At 46.6% G+C, this 20910-nt stretch carries 14 protein-coding genes; 6 read left to right on the top strand and 8 right to left on the bottom strand.

Annotated features, from left to right (window positions below; translation table 11 throughout):
* The first annotated feature begins 140 nt into the window (after positions 1 to 140).
* Positions 141 to 4190: an NACHT domain-containing protein gene (locus QQK89_RS09040; RefSeq protein WP_284238211.1), complete on the top strand. Its 4050-nt coding sequence runs from the start codon at positions 141 to 143 to the stop codon at positions 4188 to 4190.
* Between the two features lie 454 nt (positions 4191 to 4644).
* Here QQK89_RS09040 and QQK89_RS09035 read toward each other — a convergent pair whose 3' ends face one another.
* Together QQK89_RS09035 and QQK89_RS09030 are read right to left on the bottom strand one after the other, a co-directional pair.
* Complete coding sequence (locus tag QQK89_RS09035) at positions 4645 to 5481, bottom strand: sulfurtransferase (RefSeq protein ID WP_284238210.1); 837 nt, start codon at positions 5479 to 5481, stop codon at positions 4645 to 4647.
* A 41-nt stretch (positions 5482 to 5522) separates the two neighbouring features.
* Positions 5523 to 6446, bottom strand: a complete 924-nt coding sequence (locus tag QQK89_RS09030; RefSeq protein WP_284238209.1) for a LysR family transcriptional regulator — start codon at positions 6444 to 6446, stop codon at positions 5523 to 5525.
* Between the two features lie 114 nt (positions 6447 to 6560).
* Between QQK89_RS09030 and QQK89_RS09025 the strand changes: the two genes are divergently transcribed.
* Positions 6561 to 7607, top strand: a complete 1047-nt coding sequence (locus QQK89_RS09025; RefSeq protein WP_284238208.1) for a 2,3-butanediol dehydrogenase — start codon at positions 6561 to 6563, stop codon at positions 7605 to 7607.
* 177 nt (positions 7608 to 7784) lie between these two features.
* Positions 7785 to 8648, top strand: coding sequence for a hypothetical protein (locus tag QQK89_RS09020; protein ID WP_284238207.1), 864 nt, complete (start codon positions 7785 to 7787; stop codon positions 8646 to 8648).
* Positions 8649 to 8717: 69 nt separating this feature from the next.
* Here the strand turns inward: QQK89_RS09020 and QQK89_RS09015 are convergent, their stop codons facing one another.
* Entirely contained in the window at positions 8718 to 11447 is a 2730-nt protein-coding gene (locus QQK89_RS09015) for an S-layer homology domain-containing protein (RefSeq protein ID WP_284238206.1), read from the bottom strand.
* A 175-nt stretch (positions 11448 to 11622) separates the two neighbouring features.
* Positions 11623 to 12447 (bottom strand): phytanoyl-CoA dioxygenase family protein, encoded by an 825-nt coding sequence (locus QQK89_RS09010; RefSeq protein WP_284238205.1) that lies wholly within the window; start codon positions 12445 to 12447, stop codon positions 11623 to 11625.
* 123 nt (positions 12448 to 12570) lie between these two features.
* Between QQK89_RS09010 and QQK89_RS09005 the strand changes: the two genes are divergently transcribed.
* On the top strand, positions 12571 to 13395 hold the full coding sequence (locus QQK89_RS09005; RefSeq protein WP_284238204.1) for an AraC family transcriptional regulator: 825 nt from the start codon (positions 12571 to 12573) through the stop codon (positions 13393 to 13395).
* 146 nt (positions 13396 to 13541) lie between these two features.
* Positions 13542 to 14201: a suppressor of fused domain protein gene (locus QQK89_RS09000; RefSeq protein ID WP_284238203.1), complete on the top strand. Its 660-nt coding sequence runs from the start codon at positions 13542 to 13544 to the stop codon at positions 14199 to 14201.
* A gap of 64 nt (positions 14202 to 14265) precedes the next feature.
* Here the strand turns inward: QQK89_RS09000 and QQK89_RS08995 are convergent, their stop codons facing one another.
* From QQK89_RS08995 to QQK89_RS08980, 4 genes are all read right to left on the bottom strand, one after another.
* On the bottom strand, positions 14266 to 15480 hold the full coding sequence (locus QQK89_RS08995) for an RNA polymerase sigma factor (protein ID WP_284238202.1): 1215 nt from the start codon (positions 15478 to 15480) through the stop codon (positions 14266 to 14268).
* Positions 15481 to 15492: 12 nt separating this feature from the next.
* On the bottom strand, positions 15493 to 15837 hold the full coding sequence (locus QQK89_RS08990; protein ID WP_284238201.1) for a YciI family protein: 345 nt from the start codon (positions 15835 to 15837) through the stop codon (positions 15493 to 15495).
* Between the two features lie 199 nt (positions 15838 to 16036).
* On the bottom strand, positions 16037 to 17644 hold the full coding sequence (locus QQK89_RS08985) for a chitinase (protein ID WP_284238200.1): 1608 nt from the start codon (positions 17642 to 17644) through the stop codon (positions 16037 to 16039).
* Positions 17641 to 19956 (bottom strand): glycosyltransferase family 2 protein, encoded by a 2316-nt coding sequence (locus tag QQK89_RS08980; RefSeq protein WP_284238199.1) that lies wholly within the window; start codon positions 19954 to 19956, stop codon positions 17641 to 17643. Before QQK89_RS08980 ends, QQK89_RS08985 begins: the two co-directional genes overlap by 4 nt.
* A 313-nt stretch (positions 19957 to 20269) precedes the next feature.
* Here QQK89_RS08980 and QQK89_RS08975 point away from each other — a divergent pair, with 313 nt between their 5' ends.
* The gene (locus QQK89_RS08975) at positions 20270 to 20884 is read left to right on the top strand and encodes a hypothetical protein (protein WP_284238198.1); all 615 of its coding nucleotides are present in this window, start codon (positions 20270 to 20272) and stop codon (positions 20882 to 20884) included.
* Positions 20885 to 20910: the final 26 nt, after the last annotated feature.

Raw genomic sequence — 20910 nt, 5'->3', positions numbered from 1 at the left:
TTTGATAGATATATTATCAATAGACCCTATCACTCTCTCTTGAGATGTTGTTTCAGACCTAGCCTATAATTATGTAGTGTTTTGTAAGAGATATGATTATAATTACCCATATGATAATTATGGAAAAAGGAGTATATATTATGACAAAATATAACTTAGGAGCATTAGGTCACGAAAATTTTGAAGAACTATCGCAGTCCCTAGTCCAAAATGTAATTGGGCACGGAATTAAGGTATATGGCATGGGTAGTGATGGAGCACGAGAGGCCACTTACTTTGGCAGTGCGACTTACCCTTCCACCTCAGATAACTGGGATGGGTACTGGATATTTCAATCAAAGTTCCATAATGTAATACAAATAGGACAGAAAGAAGCACGTAGGTTGCTTTATTCTGAACTTGAAGATGAATTACATAAAATAACCGACATATACCACCACCAATGTGATAACTACATTTTAATAACAAATGTATCTCTCTCCCCTGTATATCAGAAGGGACTAAAAGACAGAATTGATACAAATTTAATACCTAAATTTAATCATAAAGTAAAAAATATTCATGTTTGGGGAGCAGAAGAAGTCTGCGCTTTTTTAGATTCTTTCCCTGGTATAAGACAGTCATACTCCCATTTATTAGTCAGCGGTGATGTAATTGCTCGATTATTAGGTTTTGTCAGTAAAACCGAAAATGAAATTGACGAACTGGTGAGGTTATATAGTCAGTATTGCTACCTTCAAGAAAGTGCTGCAGCTCTAGATGATGCCGGTGACACCGAGGATACAAAAGTTCCTCTACAAAAAGTATTTATTGATGTTGATGTTATACCTGCAAAATTATCACAAGAGGAACTTAGCCTGGATAGTATTCCAAGATGGTTGAAGCAGTCAGTTAATGATGAAAATAGGGTCTCTGCTTTATCATATATAGTTGATGATTCTGTAAAGAGAGTTGTTTTTGTAGGAGGTCCTGGACAAGGTAAGTCGACGTTAGGTCAATATATGTCACAAATTTATCGAGCGCGATTACTGGGCAAAATGAACGAGTTTTCAGAAGATACAAATCTTTTAGAACAGTGTATCCCGAGAATTCCGTTCAGAATTATTTTAAAAGATTTGGCTCATTGGTTCAATTTAAACACTCAGAATAGTAATTTATTTGAGTATATGGCTACCGAAATGACGATTGGGGTCGGAAAAAAGGTAACCTGCGAAAATGTCCATGAAATATTACGAAATAATGCGGTTTTATTGATCTTAGATGGGCTCGACGAAGTTCCAGAAAAAACTGTTCGACATAAAGTAATGGTAGCAATAACGACTTTTATTCAACAAGTTCAGACAGTATATAATTGCGACTTAAAAATCATTTCATCTACTAGGCCACAAGGTTACTCAGAAGAGTTTGATCCAAAACACTTCCTTCATCTTAAGCTGGACAAACTATCAGTAGATAAAGCTAGAATATACGCTCAAAAATGGGTGGAAAACAGGGAAACAAATATAATGTATAAAAGGTCTCAAAAGATTCTAGATGTTCTTAATATTTGCTTAGAAGACAAAATTGTTAGTGATCTAACCAAAACGCCCCTACAAGTCACAATCTTACTTGTAATAATACGAGCTGGCTCTACACCTCCCAAACAAAGAGAAGAATTATATCAGAAGTATATGGATACAATCTATACTAGAGAACAAAACAAAAGCCCTCATTTGTTGCCTACTGATAAAAATTTAATATATGGGTTACATAAGTATATCGCTTACCTATTACACAGTAAAATGACTGAAAATAATTCAAATGCTTTAATGGATTTGAAAGATTTCCGTAGCAGTGTTTATGATTACCTTGTACATAATAACCCCTATATTAATGAAGAGGAGCTTATTGACAAGGTCAAGCAAATAATGATTGAATCCAATGATAGGTTGGTTTTAATAGAAAGCCCACAAGCCGGTAAAATTGGATACTCACTCACTGTAATGCGTGAGTTTTTTACTGCATGTCACTTAGTTGATACCGCAAAGGATTCAAATGAAAGAATTTTACGATTCAAAGCTACGGCACGCACATCGCATTGGAGAAACGTTGCATTGTTTTTTGCCGGAAGGATAGGAAGGACATTACCAGGCGAGGCACCAGGATTAATTGACATTTGTAGTGAAATTGATAGTGAAAATGAAGATAAATACTTAAAGAGAGGGGCTCAACTAGTATTAGATATCCTTGATGATCGAGCCTTGAGAGAACCCTTCCAAGAAATCAGTGCTTTAAAAGAAGCCATTTTGCTAATAGACTATGATACGCCCGTAACAGCTGCTTATATATACAATAAAATATCCTACATACCATTAGCCACTATTCAAAAAGTCACAGAGGGGTTCTTTATCAACCGGTTTGATAGTATTGTTAGTTCAAAACTCAAAAAGTATGCAGAGTTATATGAAATGCTATTTGGGTTTGACGAAAGACTAAATCAAGTTATATTGATTTTATTAAAAGAAAAGAATGAAGATGATTTAAAATTTGGAATATACCTTTGTATTAAATATAATTTGCTTAATAAGCCACTACTAGATGCAATTGATTATTACCTAACGAGTAAGGACAAAATGTTTTCTCTTGTTATTACCACACATAATTATTGGAAGAATCTTATTGATATGTCTTTTACAAGTGATCACGACCTATCAGAATCGTTTATTTCATTTATGTTCTACTTTATTGAAGAAATTATAGATATATCCCACAATGAAGATGAAACTGTTATCGAGTTGTGTAACTATTTAAAAGCAAGAACTGAGTGTGAATGGACTACTGAAATTTATGGACCCTACTTCTTATTTAATCTTATTCATTCCAATTCCAGTGAACAAAAAAGTTTACCTTGTATATCAAACCCTAAAATAAAAGAAACAATAACTAATAACAAAAACAAGATTGAAACTTACTTAAAAGAAGCTAACTCAGATAATAATATTATTGTATACACGAGGGAAATATTTAAATATTTATTAGATACAATTAACTATAATAATTTTGATGAACTTTATCGTAATGCGACGTCCTATCTCCCTATATTAAAAATTTTGGTAACGGAGTCTACGAGAGATAATGATCAACTTTATAGACTTTACAGTAATTATGAAGAATACGTGAGCGATTTAGAATTGTTAAATGAGCTGCTTAGTAAGAAAACTGATATTTCCAATCATGATGCAAAATTGTCTCAATGGATTAACTTTGGATGTCCTGAAAGTCTTGAACACTATTTAGATAATAAAGTTATCAATGAAATCAAACTATGGTTTAGGTCCCGCAACATATCTATAGGAGTTTTAGGTGTTCAACATTATTATATGAATAGATTTAATGACTTAAACTTATCTCGAATGTTTTCTGATGGCTTGGATATTTGTATGCATCAGAAAAATTTTAGTTTAAAATACTTTAGTTTTCCAAGATATAATCGTGGAAAGAATGACGAAAACATAAGTGACCTGATTCTGGTAATTAAGCGACAATTTAAGGAACTTCTATATAATTATGATGATTATAGTCAGGAAAACAGAACAAAAATTCAATTTATTATTCAAGTTTATTTTAATTATTTAATTGAGACTGATGAATTTGATGTAGAAATCATTAAACCTCTCTATGATCATCTCTTGAATACATATACTATTGAGGGCTATCTACATTTATTTTTGAGTCCAATTTTGACAAGTAAAATGATCTCTTTATTAGAAAGTGATTCTACTGAAGTCCATAGTTTGGCTGCTTTACTCCTAACAACACGTTCAAAATTGTTCCGTGATGAACAGAAGTATGAAGAGCATATCTCTGATTCATTTTTTTCATTCATCAATGAAGACAGTCAATTCCGTTCTGAATTTATTGGTGGTCTGAGTGCCTCATATATTAATTGGGAAAAATATTCAAAAAAAATATATTCATCTATTGTTTCAGATATAAATAACAAAAACTTATGGTTAGAGGTGGTTCAAAGAGCTGGTTACCGTACTTCTAATAAAAAAAATATACGTGATTTGGTATTTCTGTTAATAGAGGATGGGTATCACTTATCCGAATTATATGAGCGTCTTACAGAAATTATAGACGTCGCATTTATCGATGAGCTTGCCTTAAATTTACCATTAGCAAAAAGAAGAATGTCAGATATCTATTAAAAAACACTGCAGCCTTTACATAATCTCCTAATCTAAAGCATAGTTTATCTGCTAGCCATTGTATCCAAAAGGAACAATACATTACCTTCTCAAATAGGCTTGAGCCCGATAAAGATGGTCGATTGTATAATATCGGCGCTGAAACTCCCGGCCTGACACTTTCTGTCAGCACGTGCTTTTCTACTGAATCCTAGTATGCATGTATTGCTACAAACTGTCTTATGTCCTAGCCGTAATTACTAATTCAACGTATCACTTAGTTGGAGCATTTATGTAAAGTTGTACTATCGGATAGATATAGGAAGACATACTCAGCAATTAAGATATAAATACTTAATATAGCGAATAATTGACTTCGTGTTGACTTTCAAATCATAAAAATACACCATCAAGATATGCAAACCTCTTGATGGTGTATATAAGCTTAAAGTACTAATATCCATTTTTCTGTCCCTTACTCTTCCCCAACAGCAATCGGATTCTCGCTATACGAGATCCAATCACTCCAACTACCCGCATACAGTCTCACGTTCGTGAAGCCTGCTTCCTGCAGGGACAGGACGTTCGGGCAAGCCGTTACGCCGGAACCGCAATAGACGATGGTCTCTTGCTCCTTCGGCAATCCCTCGAATCTCTTTGCCTGCTCGTCCGCGTGTTTCCATTTGCCCTCTTCGCCTTTGGCTTCGGACCAGAGGCGGTTGATGGCGCCCGGGATATGGCCGGCTTTCTTGTCGAGCGGCTCGACTTCGCCGCGGTAACGCGCGCCGTCGCGGGAGTCGATCAGCGTGATGTTCTGATCGCCAAGCTTTTCTTTCACTTCGTCCATCTCTACCAGCATGTTGTGCTGAACGGTTGCGAGGAAACGCGCAGGAATCAGCGTCTTCTGATCCGCATTCACCGGGTAGCCGGCATTTTGCCAAGCGGTAAAGCCCTCATCCATTACATACGCTTGTTCATGTCCCAAATATTTCAGCAGCCACCATAGGCGCGAGGCAAATGCGCCGCCTTGGTCGTCATATGCGACAACGCGGGTTTCGTTGCTGATGCCAACTTTGCTCAGAGCGATAGTCAGATCCGTGATGTCCGGCAACGGATGGCGGCCGCCATGTTCTTCGACCGGTGCGGACAGATCTTTTTCTAAATCCAAATATACCGCTCCAGCAATATGGGAAGCTTCATAAGCCTCGTGGCCGAATTCCGGCTTGCCAAGCTGGAACCGGCAGTCGACGATGACGAGGTCTGTTTCATATAAGCGGGCAAGAAGCCATTTTAACGATACGATATTGTTCATTCGGGAATAACCGCCTCTCTTATCATTGCTATATACATGCATTATACATGATTTGGATCGTAATCCTCCAATCGCCGAACATCTTCAAACAAGGCCATGCATTCTTCCAGAAGATGCGTCTTTTTATGGGCGCCGATCAGCCATCCGAACGAAACGAGGCTTTGCTGGTAGCCCTCCAGCTCCAGAGGCACGATTTCTTTTCGCGTCACAAGGGGATGTTCGAAAAACGTGTAATCGTGTCCGATCGTTACGGCATTCCATTCAATGACAGCCTTGCTTACGGCCTCCACGTTATTGGAAGAGAACAGAACATTGACTTTGCCGTACTTTTGCTGGAAATCATCGATAAACCAGTGCACGAAATCATCTTCATACAAAACAAACGGATGCTTGAGAAGCTCTTCCGGCGTTATGGACGAAGAGCGCGCGGCAATAGGAGAATTCTTCCCCGCTCCGATGATCATCCGTCCTTCCGACACTTTATGGAAAGTATAAGAAGCAAGGGAAACGAGCAGACTCTCCGTAACCGCAATAAAAGCAGCATCCAATTGCTCTTCCTCAATTTCCTTTATGCTCTGAATCGAACCCTTCTCGGAGATCTCAATGGAAATCCCTTCATGCTTGCTCTTCAAATAGCCCGCTATCTTCATAAATGAGCCCATTACACCGGGAATGCCGGCCAAAGAAATTTTATTGTTCAAGAGTTGCACTTGATCCTGCGCTTCTTGCTTCATTTCGTCCAAGAGTTCCAATACGTGCGTCGCCAGCTGAATGATTCGTTTGCCTGAGGGCATAACCTCGGCTCCAATACGGGAACGTTTGAAAATAGGAAAACCCAGATACTTCTCAAACGCGGTAATGGACTGGCTAAGACCCGATTGCGAAATATGAAGCGACTCCGCCGCCCTGGCTAATGATTTGCGTCTAGCCGTTTCCACAATATGATGCAGCTGCTCCAAATTCATGCGGTCACCTTCAGTTGTAATTAAGTAGCTTTAATAGCTTTAATTATACTAAAGATTTGGTCGGTGTTAAAATTTCGGGGAAGGAATAATGAACCGCAAAGGAGATTGATCAACATGAAAGCAGCGGTATGGTATGGTAAACACGATGTTCGTATCGAGAATAAAGAAGAGCCGGTCGTTCAGCCAGGCAAAATTAAAATAAAAGTAGCATGGACGGGAATTTGCGGAAGCGACTTGCACGCATACCATGGAGCGCCTGGCGTCATCCAAGAAGGTACCCCTCATCCGATTACCGGCGAAATGGCGCCGTTGACGCTTGGCCATGAGTTTTCGGGCATCGTTCATGAGATTGGAGAAGGCGTTTCGGAATTTGCCGTTGGAGACCGCGTTACCGTTGAGCCCATGATCAAATGCGGCAAATGCGAGCCTTGTAAAAAAGGGTATTCCAATCTTTGCGATTACTTCGGATTTGTCGGTTTGCAATCCAATGGCGGATTTGCCGATTATGTTGTCGTCGATGACTACATGGTTCACAAACTCCCCGATAAAGTAACGCTGGAAGAAGGCGCTCTGATGGAGCCAGCTGCCGTTGCTTTTCACGCTGTGAAATCGAGCCAAATGAAAGTAGGCAGCAAGGTTGCCGTATTTGGCGTTGGACCGATTGGCCTGCTTACGATTCTTTGCGCTAAAGCTGCCGGGGCTTCCCAGATTATCGCCGTTGACGTATCGAAAGAACGTCTCCAGAAAGCACGGGAAATCGGAGCAACTACCGTTATTAACGGCATGGAAGAGAACGCCGTTCAACGCATTCTTGCGGAGACTGGCGGCGTTGACGTTGCATTCGAAGCTGCCGGCGCAGAAGTTACGGTGAATAACGCCATTGCCAGCATCGCGAAAAAAGGACAGGTCGTCATCGAATCGATTATCCCTCATCCGATTAAAGTCGATATCTTGCAGATCACGGCCAAAGAAGCCAATCTTACTGCAACGCTTGGCTATTGCGGCGTATACAAAGAAGTAATCGCAATGGTTGCTTCCGGCCAACTGGACGTTAAATCGATTATCACGAACAAAATCGTGCTGGATGACCTTATCGAAAATGGCTTCAACCTGCTGACTTCCGATAAGAGTCAAGCCAAAATCATTGTTAGTCCTCAATAACTTGCCCGCATGCAGGGGCTGTCCCAGACGGACAGCCCCTCTTTCGCGTCTCCACGATCTAACCCCTTCCCTAATGTTTACAAATATTGCATATATCCATAATCATCCGTGAACAATTCATAGATAATATCTTCTTCGGATAAGTTTTCCCAAGAAAACATCAAAGGAGATGAATTTATGTTCAAACGTTTCATCGGTACGGCAGCCATTGTTCTTGCATTAGGAGCTACGCTTATTGCCGAAGCAGCCGTTGCGCCATCCGAGGTACATGCGGCAAGCAACATGGTGCCGGATTATGAGGTGAAGCTGCTTATGAATCCCAGCACCACGCTTGGTTCGGACTACAAGCTGACAAGCACGGTATTAAGCGCTTTTTCGATGCCTACAACGGTAACTAAGATGAACGTCGCGTTCCTGGATACCAACGCCAAAGACATTTACAACAACGGCTGGAGCACCCGAATCCGCAAGACGGAAGGCGAAGACGATTTCGAATTGTCTTACAAGAAACGTTACACGATCTCCAATAACGATATTAACGCGGCGCTGACGCAAGCGAACAACGATGGTTTCAACTCCGGCGATACGAACTACGAAGCGCAAGTGGAATGGGGTTATCAGAAAAAAACGCTCAGCATCACCCGCAGCAAATCCGGCAGCAAGTCCGGCTACAGCGGCATGGATCTCCCCTCGATCAGCGACGCGCGCAGCTTGATGATTAACAATGCGCCGGATAAATTCAATAACTGGCTCTCGAGCGGTTGGGGCGTAAGCAAGCTGCAGTCTTCCCGTTACTTCGGACCGGTACTCGCCAAACGTTCGATTGGCAAATGGAGCGGCATGGACTTGTACATCGAAGTATGGCCGATCAAAAACGCTGCCGGCACCGGCACGGAATACGTCGTTGAAGCTTCTTTCAAAACAACCAGTGCTACTACTGCTTCTACTAAACACGATGAGCTTGTAACCTACCTGCAAAGCAAAGGCTGGCTCCTCGCTCAAGATTCCCTCAAAACCCAGCTTATTATGGACCGCTACTAATATCGTCCGCATACAAAAAGCCGGCATCCGCTCGCAAGAGCAGGACAGCCGGCTTTTCTACGTTCTACGCTAACGTATTCCGCTGCTTGGCGCAGCCGATTTAACCGCGGTTGCAGTACCTTCGATACCGCTGCTGTTCACCGCCGCGACCTTATAATAGTAAGTCACGCCAATCGCAGCCGTTGTATCCGTAAACTTGGTAGCGGTTATTTTGGAGCCAATCACGATAAAGGTTCCGCTAGCGCTTGCCGAACGCATCACGTTGTAGCCCGCCGCTCCTTTCACCGCGTCCCAGCTAAGCACAACTTTCCCGCTGTTCACTTCCGTTGTGGCATTAAAGTTAGCCGGAGCCAGCAGCTTCGCAATTACAACAACCGGCAATTTCGGGCCGTCCGGATTAATCGGGATGACTTCGATATCCATAATTCCGACGGAGACTACATTGCTTGGTCCGCTCACTCCCCCGTTATCCTCGGCCATAACCCGATAACTATACGATTTGAGGATGGATGCATTCGTATCGGTATACGATGTGCCGCTTACGTTAGAAGCAATCGTCGTAAAATTCGTTCCGGTTCCATCCGCGCGCTGCACCGTGTAATGGACGAAGCCGCCAACATCGTTCCAATGGAGAACAACGCTTGGTCCGGTCCTTTTGTCCGCGGTTAAGTTTTGCGGCGCTTGCGGCGGTTGATTGGTAACGGCGACTGTCAAGGTAGAGGAAGGTTTACTCTCACCATGCTCGTTCACGGCCGTGATCTGATAATAATAAGTCGTGCCGATTCTTGCGGTTGTGTCTTTGAACTGCGTGCCGGTCGCTTTCCTTGAGGTGAACGGACCACCCGGCGATTCCGAACGTTTCACGTTATAGCTCGCGGCATCTTTGACGGCATTCCAGCTGAGCAGAACGTCGGTCCTATTAATGATCGTACTGTTAAACTGACCAAGCGTAGCCCGGTAGCCTTGCAAGGTAGCTTTTAAGTTCCCCGGTGGCTGAGGCGGCGGACAATTGAATTCCGTCTGATACAGGTTATATTCCGCGTTAACCAGATTTCTCCTGAATTCATCGGAAGCTATCCAAATATCATAACCCGCGATGACGTCCAGCCTTAGAAAAGCATCCACATTAATCGCGTCGCATCGACCCTGCTCGTAATAGCGGCTGTAGCCCGCTTCGATGCCGGGATACAGGTCAAAGCCCGCATACGCAATATCAAGCAATGTCAGCGTAAGCTGAACGTCCGGCCCGGCCGCAAGGCTTGCATTAGCCTTCGTGTCAACATCCAGGCTTGCCGTGTTTGTCGTGTTGTTAATCGCGCGAAGTCCGTTGCCCGAGGAGAGCGTGAAGCCCTGCTCCAGATGGAATTTATCCGTGAAATCAACAACGATTGTCGCTTTGAAGTCGGGATCAATCCGCACGAACAACTGCCCCTTTACGAAAACTCCCGTAAACACGGGCACATAGAATGGCGTCGTAAGCGGTATGAATTTCGGCGCGTTTAACGAGCTGTTGGCGGTACCGGCAGTCGCATGGACTTTGGTTGTAATGTCACCGGTAAGAACAAGCTTCGAATAAAAGTCCAGTTCCGTATCGAACCAGTCGAAATCCACATCCAAGCCGATGTCCGCGTTAATACCTAAATTACATGCGTTTAAGTTTGCGTCAAACGTCATGCCGTCAAGCTTGGCGTCATTCAGACCGATGTTGAAGCACGGCAAGGTTAATGAGGCTAAATTTTGCGGGGTATAGGAAGATCCGTATAAAGACATATTGAGCGGTTGCGCGCTTTGCCCCGTCGCCTGTATGGTAACCGATGAATTAATCGGCTTCAGCAGCTTCGGATCAAGCATCTCCGTTGTGCTGATATCGAGCTTGGAGAACACTTCCTTCAGCTTCGGAACGGACGTTTTGACCACAAGCGAACCGTTCTCTTTGCTGACGGAGACGACCTTCTTCGCAATGCCGCCGTAATACTTGTCGCTCGGAGGCATAACGAACACGTCGCCAGCCTTTAAGGTTAGCTTCGGATCGTTAATGACCCATGTCGAGCTATCCCGCATCGCGTAATTTTTGCTGGTGCTTAATTTGACTTCGGGTCTGTATTGGACGATTTTATGAGGCCCACCCGATAGGCTCGCCAAATAATGAAGGGCACGGGATAACATAACGGCCGCTTCCGCGCGCGTCGAATTGTCTTTGCCTTTGAAGCTGCCGTCCGGCATGCCCCGAATGATTCCCGTCTGCAAGGCCGCTTCAATTAAGGGCCTGTTCTGCTTGATCTCTGCCTGGTCCTTCAGTTTGCTAATGAGTTGCTCTGTTGGCGCCGGTGGCAGCTTAAGCGCTCGAACGATCCAGATCGCCATTTCGAACCGGGTAATCGGAAGGTCCGGCTTGAACTTGCCATCCGGGTAATCCGCGGTCAGCAGAATTCCGCTTTTTATTCCTGACGAAATATAAGGCGCGGACCACCGTTTTGTTTCCACGTCTTTGAACGGGACGGAAGTGTCCGTACCTTTACTACCCGTCAGCTCTACGAGCATCTTCAGGAATTGCTCCCTGGTCACTTGGCCGGAAGGCTTAAACGTACCATCCGGGAAGCCGGTTACAATATTCGCCGCAACAAGCTCCATAATCTCGTTCTTCGCCCAATGCGTAGCAATATCGCTGAACCCATTCCCTTCCGTACCGCCTCCTCCGCTTGCCGTACCCGCGGCTGAGGCAAGACCCGCAGGGAGAACACCAACCAATAAAGCGATAATGGTCAGCAACAAGACGGCATGGCGGCTTGCTCTCAACATAGACACACCTCCCCATCAAACTGGACTGCCAATTCTCCTAATCACATCAACAGTACCATCACAGAAAGGGTATTGGATATTACTCGAAAGTAGTAATCCTATGTTCGACAGTCTGTTTAATAAAAAAACACATCGCCAAAGCTCGCGAGCCGTTAGACGATGTGTTTGTCTTCTATTAAAAATGTCCGCGCGGCTTCTTGCCGCTCCAACGTTCGTCAACCTTTTCCAAGCTCGACTGGTACCGCGTATCCACGCTAAGCCGATATTGATTCGTCGTATTGGCAAGCGAGCAATGCATAAGAAACATGCCAAAGATCAATACATCACCTGCCCGAAACTCGGTAGTGGCCCACTTGCCGCCGAATTTCTCCGTAATGACAAGCGGATCATCCGTGTAATGGCCAATGCCGGGATCGCGGTCCGAATCCTTAGTGCCATAAGACTTCTTCAGTTCTTCGAACCGATGCGAATCCAGACAAATCGCAAGCCCCCCCATCGCATAATCGACATCGCCAAGCGGCGACCATACCGTATAGAGGTTATGCGTGCCGCGTCCCATATACACAATATCGTAATGCGCTCCGGTGAAATCCCCTTGTCCGACGGCGCGCAGCCATTTGTAATGGTACGTAAGCGACGGTTCTCCTAGCAGCCCGTCGAACAAGCCCATAATATGCTCGCCGTTTAGCACGTTAAGCAATTCCGGCAAATCTTCGTTTGTGCCTCCCATAAAAAGAGTTTTGCTGCCGTCTGCCATTACGCCTTCCTCTAGCAAAGTATCCCGGTCCAGCTTGCCCATCCTGTTCATTTTCTCCAAAACGGCGTGGCGCGCTTCCAATACTTGTTCCCGGTCATGGAAACCCCGAAGCAATAAATAACCATCCTCCGCAAGCCTCTCTCTTAATGCGCCGAAGTTATGCAATAGCCCGCTCGAATCCCTGAGTTCCGTTAAATGAGGTCCGCCAAGCTCCAATTCACGGCTTCCTACTTTAAGCAGCATACACCTACCACTCCTTCGTCCGATGTTAGCTTTATTGTAGTGCCGGCTGCTAAGTCAAACCATGGAGGTAATTCGCTAAAACATGTATAATCGTACCAAATAATCGAAAAGGAATGTCGCGCCATGTCCTTTATGAATATCCCTTACGAGCTGGAAGCCAAAGCGATGCCGCCTGTTTGCCGGTTTCAATTAATTTGGAAGGTAGAAGCAAACAATGCTTATCAAGTAACCAAACCAGCAGGATTCACCACCCCCGGCCTATTCACCACCTGGGATGGTGCTGGTGTTATTACGCTAGGAAGCAAACAGTACGAGCTTCCGGCTGGAACCTATATAATCGTTCCGGCCGATATCCCCGCTTCCTACCATTGCGTAAACGGGAATTGGAAGTTCTATTTCCTGGAATTCGATTCGCTGGACATGGCTTTAGCGCTGGAGCTGCCTATAGGCATTCCCGTAACTACCGCCAAAATGGCAGAAGCCGCCCGAATAAACGAGCGGCTGATTAACAACCTCATTATGAAGCCAACTGGTTACGACTATGACTCCCACTTGGCGTTGCAGGAGCTTCTGCTGCTCTTGGCCAGAGAGCAAGAGGCCAATCGGTCCGGCAGACAGCCGGAATTGGACGATATCCTATACCGCATGCACCAAACGATTGGACAAAATGTTTCTCTTGAGGAATGGGTTCAGAGAAGCGGATTATCGCGTACCGCTTTCTTCACGCGCTTCCGCATGCGAACAGGCATGTCTCCAAACCAGTATATGCAAGAACTTAAGCTGGCTGCGGCCAAAACAGCTCTCGAGACGACCCATGCGTCGGTTAAAGAAATTGCCGCCGCTCTGCAATTCTATGATGAATTCCATTTCTCCAAGTTATTCAAGAGAAGATTCGGCTTGTCGCCGCGCGCTTACCGGCAAGGACCTTTGCATGGACATGACAATTGACCAACCTAAATATTCCCAAACTAATCGTTATCTTATATGATTCTCTTATATCTCTTTAACCCAAAGGAGCCCACATGACCAGAGAGGAACGCTCGCCCGCAGGAAGTATCATTTATCGCCATAAACAATCGGACAGGCCCTTTACCTTGGCAAAAAGTGATGACGAGGCCATCGAGCTTATTACGCAGCATGTCGAGAAACATATCGGTCCGGTAGAGGCCGTTTTTCACGAAATGGTGTCCGATCTCATCCATCTCGATGTTCTATACGTTGCTCCAACCAAAGAACGAAACTTCATTACCTTAATTACTTGCGGAATGAGCAGTCTGCCTATGACCGTTCCGAAAGGCGCTGAAGCTTTCCGTTATGCGGAACTCATGATCTGCCTCCCTGCCGATTGGGAAATGTCCGAAGAAAGCTTAAAAAAGGAAGACCATTACTGGCCTATAGGAAACTTAAAGATGCTCGCCCGGCTTCCGCACGAGTACAATACCTGGTTTTATACCGATCATACGATTCCAAACGGCGATCCCGCCGAGCCTTACGCCAGCAATACGAAGCTATCGGGCATGATGGTAACTATCCCTTCCACCGTAGAATCGCCGGAAGAGTTTTTTACGCTCAAGTTGCACGAACATAAAGATGTGCATTTCTTCAGCATAACCCCTCTGTATAAAGAGGAAATGAATTACAAGCTTAAGCACGGAGCGGATGCCATGCTCGCTAAGCTTGAACAAGCTGGAGTATCCCAAATTGTTGATCCGAACCGCAAGAATACGTGCAAGAAGCGGTTTGGCTTGTTCTGAAAACAGAAAAAGGACCGTCATTTCCTCTCCTATGAGGAGTTGACGGTCCTTTGTCTTAACAGCATTAAATCTCCATGGCGCGCTGCTGCAAAAATTGCCTCACCGCATGATCCTCGCACAGTCCAATCGCGAGTCGATAAGCTGCCCGCGCTTCCTCAACATGGCCCATCTCTCTATGCAAATGAGCGGCAAGCGCCCAGTAGGGCTGGTAACTGCCCCTAGTCCCGGAAGGAATGGCTTCAAGCAAACGCAACCCTTCCTGTGCGCCATATGCCTCGGCAACTGCGGCCGCGCGGCCTACAAGAACGCCGAGAGTAGGACTCATCCGGCTTAATCCTTCGTACAACAAGGCGATCTCGTTCCACGCCGTATTCCCCGTCCGCGCCCGCTGGGCATGGACCGACTGAATAGCGGCCATCAGCTGGAATCTGCCTACTCGGTCTAGGCGGGCGGCGGCATGCAGAGCATTTTCCGCCTCCGCCATCAAGGCGGCTGACCAACGGGAAGGATTCTGCTCGCTGAGCGGAGTATAGGCACCTGCTTCATCGCGGCGGGTCTTACTCCGTGCCTCGCAATGAAGCATAAGCGCTAGAAGCCCATGCGCTTCGGGTTCTTCGGGCATATGCGCAGCGATGAGCCTTCCCAAATAAATCGCCTCATCCGTTAAACCTCTGCGCCGCGAATCGCCCGCGAGATCATCCCAACCGCTGCCATAGGCCGCGTAAATGGCTTCTAGTACGGCATCCAAACGTTTAGGCAATTCCGCCAGGTCAGGCATCTCAAAGGTCAGGCGTTCGCTGCGGATTCTAGCTTTTGCCCGGGTCAGCCGCTGCCCCATCGTGGAAGGCTTCACCATAAACGCGGACGCAATGCGAGCAGCATCGATTCCAAGCACAACCTGCAGCATTAAAGGCGTATGCATGGACGGATCAATGTCGGGATGCGAGCACAAGAACAACATCTTTAACCGTTCATCGGGAAAAGCCGCGGACTCCATATGCTGCGCTTCTTCCGACATGGCGAGCAGTGCCATATAGGCGCGCTCGGAGACGCGTTCGCGGCGGACGCGGTCCATAAGACGTCGCTTAGCCACCGTTAACAGCCATGCCTCCGGTTTGTCTGGGATTCCCTTCTTCGGCCACGATTCCAATGCGGAGACGAGGGCATCCGCAAGCGCATCCTCTACCGCTTCATCGTCTCTCCAGTTAACGGCTAAATAGGAGATGATTCGGCCATACGAATCGCGGACGGTATTTTCGATCGTCTGATAAGTATCCATCGCATCCCCAAACTACATAGCCGGGAGATTCTGTCTTACTTCAACGGCGTTTACCGGGGCACGGGCTGCCCACTCCAGAGCGGTATCCAAATCCGGTACGTCGATAACGAATAAGCCGCCAAGCTGTTCTTTCGTTTCGGTAAAAGGTCCATCCTGCACAAAGATCGTTCCGTCATTCCGCTGTAACGTCGCAGCCGTCTCCGGGGCATGAAGGCCAAACCCGGTCACTACAACTCCGGAATCGCGCAAGGCATGAACATAATGCGACCAACCCGCCAGATACTCCTGCTGTTTCTCCGGGTCCTTGCGAGCGGCGAAATCCTCCGTGCCTTCAAATAACATTAGCGTAAAATGCATGCTTCAAACTCCTCTCATTGATTACTTATTTGCCTTACGTATAGATGTCGATTGGGGAAAGCGAATTTCTACAAGGTCTGTAAAAAGATTTCGCTACGCTTGAAGTTTTTTCCTTTTTGCCCTTTAATCACGTCACTGCAATTGCAGGATAACCAAAAATACAGCCCGCCCTCGTTAGGAGGCGGGCTGTATAAGCTCGTTACGGTACTTTCTCCGCTTTGTTCTGCAGTTTAGACAGTACCGCTTTTATCTGAGATTGCGTGAGCGGCGCCCAGGCGGAGCTGTCAGGATCGGATAATGAGGAATCTGGACCATCGCCCTGACTCCACCATTTGGCTTGATAGGAAATACCTTTGAAGATGACCCGCTGGCCCGCATCATAGACCGTATCATCTGACCAGGATGGATACGTACCCGCTGGCACTTCAAGCTGCGGAATCGGCTTTTCGCCGGGCAATACCGGCCCTATGAGATTCCATGGCGTTTGCCAGGATTGCAGAACCGGATTGTCGGGAATGTCGCCTTTTGTCCACCATTTGGTCTCGTAGACGTTATGGTGCCAAACGACTTTTTCCCCTGCAAGGTAGATGCCCGTTGGCGACCAGATCTGATAGGGACTTGTCTCCGGGTTATCTGGTTGCTGCTCACTACTGGTTTCCATTTGGTCCGACTTGGTTATGAGACCAGAGCTCATCATGATGTTCCCTTCAAAGCCCATGCCAAGTAAATCGGAGAAGCCGTACTGGTCTTGTTTCACGCCACTGCAAGCGTCGGAAACCATGTTGACGTCAACATAATTGCTTCCGCACATAATGTCCCTGTTAGCCGACCACATAGACATGCGGCCAACGCCGCGGGCAAGAGCAAACTTGTTCAAATCCTGCGCATCATCCAAAGTGAAAATTTCGTTCTTAAAATCGTTCTGGCCGATCATGGGCGTTACGCCAATCTTCGACCATAAGGCATCATCGCTGAGCTGCATATCTGCCTGCTGGTACAGAATCTTAAGTTGGCGTACCGTCTGGATTAAGGCGCTTTCCGAAGCGGTCAGCATCGTCTGCTCCGGCAACAGGCTTGAGCCATAATCCATTGTCATCGCATTGACGCCCGCCAAGTCGACATGATGCCGAAGCAATTGCGCAACAGCATTCGTCCCCTCCTGGCTGAGGCCTTGCGGCGAGACGGGCAACGTTAACCAAACCGCCAACTGCTTGCCTGCCGCCCGTCGCTCCGATTGCAGCTTGGCAATTGCTTCAGCGCGGCGGTTGCCGGCAGCAGTATCCGTGAGTCCGCTGTTCTCGAGATCCAAGTCAATTGTAGTCAGATTATAACGGTCAACTACCGACCGGTAAGCCGTTTCAAGCTGAGCCGAGTCCGTACAGCCGATAGCAAGCTCATTGTTTTTCTGGCCGCCGAAGGAAACGGCAATGCTGCCCCCTTGTTGCTGCAGCCGGGCAATACGCCGGTCAAGATCCAGAGCGTCGCCGGCTTGATCCAAGGTATACGCACCGCCCCAAGACGGAGTACAGGCATTTGTCCGATCCGATACAATGAAGGCAAGAACGGCGTCTTTATGCTCGGTAGAACCAAGATCTTGGAATGTGAATACGGGAGTGGCCGTAACGTCTACGTATGGAGCGAACCATTGATTTGGGGCAGCAGCCTCAGCAGGCCAGATTTGCCATATCCGTCCGGCAGCTCCCAGGATACCTGCGGTGATTAGACTAACAAGAACCGTACACAGAATGACTAATCGCAGTGGCGATAAGCGCCGTTCCCCAACCAGACTCTTCGCGGCGCTAGTCATGAGGTCATCACTTCTTTTTCTTCCGGATAGGACGTTCTCTCCGTTAACGCAAGATGATCAACTGCGCTTTCAGGCAGCCGTCCCTCTGCATCGCCATGATACAGAATCGCTTGCCAGCCAACGCGCGCTGCGGGCTCGATCTCCTGATCGCTCTGTTTTTTCTTCACCGGAACGTATAGCCAGTTTAGGACGCTGAGCCAGATATCAACAAATGTATTTTTGATGCCGATAAATTCCACCAAAGCCCAAGCGGCCGTAGTGGCATTAAAGGCTGCAAAAGCGGCATTTCCCCAGTTATGCTGCACGGTGCCCTGCCACAATGTAAACAATGAAACTCCAATCACGATAAATGGAGAAATCACGTAAAGCATGGGAGATACCGTTCGTTCCTTCACTTTAGGAGTCCGGGCAAACGGTATTTTCCGGGCGCTTAATGCCTGCTGCATGGACTTTAAGACACCTGCCAAATTTACGGGTAACAGAATTAAGTTAAAACCGTAAATCCTGAACACGTCGCTCCGTTTATACCCGCTGTATTTCAGATCGCTGGCCATTGCAATGAAATAAGGCAACGCCGCCAACAGGACAAAGGGACTTAGAAGCCGTCCGTCGATAGGGTAAGCTAGAAGAAAAATAAGCCCAAAGCTCGCCCATGCAATGGAGGCCAGATAGTTCAAACGAAGCCAGATCTCGGCCTTGGACATAGCGTTTCCTTGCCGCTTGCGATCTCTAACCAAAGACCATAATTTTGGCAAGATAATCAGGCCGCCATTAGCCCATCGGCGCCTTTGTACGATGAGAGATCCGAAATCGGGCGGAGTTGCGCTGTAGCTTAGACGTTCCGGATAATTGAAAAGCGTCCAATTATGCTTCGCAAGATCGACGCTGGACTCCGTATCTTCGATGACGGTGCGGTCCTGAATAAACCTCCGTATTTCAAAACCTCCCACCCATTCCGTCTCGCCGATATCTTCCAAGGCAGATTTGCGTATGATGGCGTTAGCCCCGACCCAAAACGTCGCGTTATAATACGTCATCCCTTGATGCAAAATATGCTGGATATCCGTTGTAGCTCCGGCAATCCGCTCAATGCGGGTAGCGGCTCCGCGGAAGGAAGAATACGGTGTCTGGACCACCGCAACGCGGGCATGGTCCGGTTGCTGCATGAAATAAACAAGACGCAAACAATAACCGGACCGCAAGATAGAATCCGCATCTAACGTAAGCACAAATTCGCTATCCGGAAAAGAAACCGTCTCACCGCTCCGAAAACCCGACGCGGGCATAAGGACAGGACCATCCGGTGTATTTATCTGCTTAAATGTTCGTCCCATAAGCCCAATATACGAGTTGAGGTTCATAGCTTTATTAGGTTCATGTGATAGGGAAGCGAATTTCTTTCGTTCGAAGACATCAAGCTCCGCATTAAAGATCCAGGTCAAACGTTGGTATAGCTGACTAACTCTCGCGACGGGAAGCTCTACCTCTTCGCTGCAGGAGGCCATCAAGGCTTCATGGACCCGGCGCAGCTCCTCTGAGAGACTGCCTACCACATCTTTTACGAAGAACTCCCCGACATGGTCATCCTTCTGTTCCTTGCTGCCGAACTGTTCTAGCCAATTCGCCGCCCAAGCATAAAGCTCGGCCAGTTCCTGCGCAACCGCGAGACTGACATGCGATGATGACGCCTGATCGCGAAAGAATTCTACAAGCTTGGATTCACAAACCTGACGAGGTTCGGCAAATAACTCGGTGATCTCTGTGGTCAACTGCCGGGTGGCATTAAGTCGAGCTAGAGTCGCTGAATCAGCAGGATACGGAGGATCGTCCACTAAGAGGACAATTCGAAGATGGGGATACTCTTGCAGGGCAGCCGACAGCAATGTTTTTCTAACTACTCCCGGCTCTTCATTATAGGACGGTATCAGCACGGTAACAGTTGGCTGGTTCTCCTCGAAGTATCTATCAATCTCTGCGCGAGGTACACGCACATGCTTGCTGAACCGATGCAAGGCGCCTTGTCGTGCCAGAAGATACATGAGAGCCGAAAAAGTCAAAAGCGTGACAATCAATAGATAACCAAGAGACTGCATGACGAAAGGGAACGTATTGGGACCTTTGAAATACTGCCTTATTATTGTCGTTATGACATATGTACCCCAAAACCCGATGGTCAAAATAATAGCTAAGCGGCTGTATACCATTTTCCGAGTGGATGGCTGATCATGAAATATAGACAGGGGCGTCGAATCTCTCTCCGTCCCCCACTGCCGTTTTCGTGCCAGTCGCCTAGCGCGTCGTAAACGTGGCATCTCGCGACTTAAACCTCCTTTACATTTTTCCTCTGAACCAACATGACGAATTGCGACAGAAATGACGTTTAGGAATCAAGACTGGCCGTACTTGACCAACTCCTTCATAATTTATAGTAAAGAATATGACTATAGGACCAGTTCTATTCGAAATGGCCTACAAAAAAATAGAACAACTGGCCTTGCTCTCCCGCGCTCTGTTGTCGGGTTCCGGCGAATCATTAAATACTACTTTTGGATAATTGGCGCACAGCAAGTCCAGCTGATACGATCTAGACAATAAGCCTTAATTAAATCCAGGGGAGGAAAGGCGATGTCTACTGCAAGCTTGCAGCGATTTTCCGGTTTTTTTCTTATTGTCGCCCCCATTATCGGCGTTTTTTCGGCTTTTGCTTCGTTTTTCACGGATACCAGTCTAGATGCTCCCGCCAGCAACTTTCAAGAAACTTCATGGATCGTGTACAACTCGCTTTTATTTTTGGGAGGAGGCTTGCTGACCTTTGGATTGCCGGCATTCTATATAAAGCACTTATCCGGCAGTCACGCAAAACTCAGCCTGATCGGCACGTTCCTGTACGCTCTCAGCCTGTTGTTGGCCTTACCGATGGCCGGCTTCTTAATTTCAATCCTTCCTTATCTCGCAGACACTGCGCCGGATGCCATACATGACAGCTTCGGTACAAATATCGCCATCTTTCCGCTTAGCTCCTTTCTCCTTCAGCTTATTGGCTCCATTCTAATTTGTATCGCTATCACCCGTTCAAAAACCTCCCCCTCCTATGTCGGTATCCTGCTCCTGCTCGCAGCGGTACTCAATGTATGCGGGATTGCCGCTACAGGCGTTACCTCATCCATCATCAGTCTGCTGTCCTGGATTTTCATTGCAATCTCTTTCGGTTCGGTAGGCGCAAAGTTCATGAAATCCTGAAATTCAAAAAAGCCGGATTCCTCATA

The organism is Paenibacillus glycanilyticus, from assembly GCF_030161375.1.
GTDB classification, from domain to species: domain Bacteria; phylum Bacillota; class Bacilli; order Paenibacillales; family Paenibacillaceae; genus Pristimantibacillus; species Pristimantibacillus glycanilyticus_B.
The sequence above is the reverse complement of the archived record's forward strand: the minus strand, read 5'-3'. Positions and strand labels throughout refer to the sequence as shown.